At 61.8% G+C, this 1,581-nt stretch carries 1 protein-coding gene; it reads left to right on the forward strand.

The window, feature by feature from the left end; translation table 11 throughout:
- Positions 1-193 precede the first annotated feature (193 nt).
- Positions 194-1,561 carry an IS5 family transposase gene (locus ROA7023_RS23465; RefSeq protein ID WP_050664396.1) on the forward strand — a complete coding sequence of 456 codons (1,368 nt, stop codon included), beginning with the start codon at positions 194-196 and terminating at the stop codon, positions 1,559-1,561.
- Positions 1,562-1,581: the final 20 nt, after the last annotated feature.

Here is a 1,581-nt window from a genome sequence, read left to right on the forward strand (position 1 = left end):
GTCGCCTGTGATTTTCCCGTAAGCATCTGACAATGTATTCTTATTCTAGTTTTGATAATATCCGGAATCGCAAGGTTTCTGGTCGATACCCACGAAAACCTTGCGATTTCTGACGCGCTTGCGCGTAGGGGATTCCCATCGCCAACCGGTCGTGCTCCACTGCGATCAGGCCCCACCTACGTGCGAGATTGCGATGCGTCCGAAACTGCCCGAAGCCCGACCTGACGATCTGTTCAGGAGTTCTCTGGAGAGCATTCTCGATCCGAGGCACGAACTGCTGAAGCTGGCTGGCCTGATCGACTGGACCCGGTTCGATGACGCGTTCGGGACGCATTACCATGATCGGAAAGGCCGGCGTGGGTCGCCGACACGTCTGATGACAGGGCTCCATTTGCTCAAGCACATGAAGGGTCTGTCGGATGAGGAGACCTGCGCGACCTGGCTGGAGAACCCATACTTTCAGGCCTTCTGCGGCGAGACGTTTTTCCAGCACCGGCTGCCGATCGACCGCTCCTCGATGACCCGCTGGCGCCAACGGATCGGGGCCGAGGATCTGGAGGCGCTGCTGGCCGAAACCATTGCCGTGGCTGTAAAAACCGAGGCTGTGAGTGAGCGGCAGTTGGAACGGATCACGGTGGACACCACAGTGCAGACCAAGGCGGTGGCACATCCGACCGACAGCCATCTGATCCTGCGGTCGATCGAATGGCTGAACCGTCTGGCGAAGCGCCACGGGATCAAGCTGCGCCAATCCTTCCTGCGGCTGACAACCCGGGCCCGGCGCGAGGTTGCCCGGCTGCTGCATGGCCGGGGCCACAAGCAGGGCCTGCGCTGGTTGAGAAGCATGCGCACCTGGTTGGGACGATTGACCCGGGACATCCGCCGCAAGATCGCCGGGGACCCGGCGCTGGAGGCGGCATTCGCCACGGTGCTGGAGCGCGCCGAGCGCATCCTTGGGCAGCAGCCAGACGATAAGGACAAACTATACGCGTTCCACGCGCCGGAGGTCGAATGCATCGGGAAAGGCAAGGCCCGCACCCGCTACGAATTCGGCTGCAAGACCTCGATCGCCACGACCAACGAGCGCTGCAAAGGCGGCCAGTTCGTGCTCGGGGCCATGGCGCTGCCCGGCAATCCCTATGATGGTCACAGCCTCGCCGGACAGATCGATCAGGTGGCCCGCCTGACCGGAACATCTGTTGCCCGCGCCTATGTCGACCGCGGCTACCGCGGCCACAGGATCGAGCGTGACAACCTCGATATCACCATCTCCCACACACGCGGCATCACCTCGCCCACCATCCGGCGCGAAATGCGACGACGAAGTGCCATTGAGCCGGTCATTGGCCATTTGAAGGAAGACGGACACCTCGAACGGAACCACCTCACCGGACCCGAAGGCGATGCGATCAACGCAATCCTGACCGCCGCAGGGCACAACATGCGGCTCCTGGCAGCCTGGATCAGGTTGCTTTTCGTCTGGATCCTCTGCCGTCTCTACAACGTCGGCAATCCGACGACGCCGTACAGCGCAACAGCTGATCGCCGCGTAGCCGCATAATCGAGGAATTCACGGGCGAC

It is taken from the genome of Roseisalinus antarcticus, from assembly GCF_900172355.1.
In the GTDB taxonomy this organism is placed as follows: domain Bacteria; phylum Pseudomonadota; class Alphaproteobacteria; order Rhodobacterales; family Rhodobacteraceae; genus Oceanicola; species Oceanicola antarcticus_A.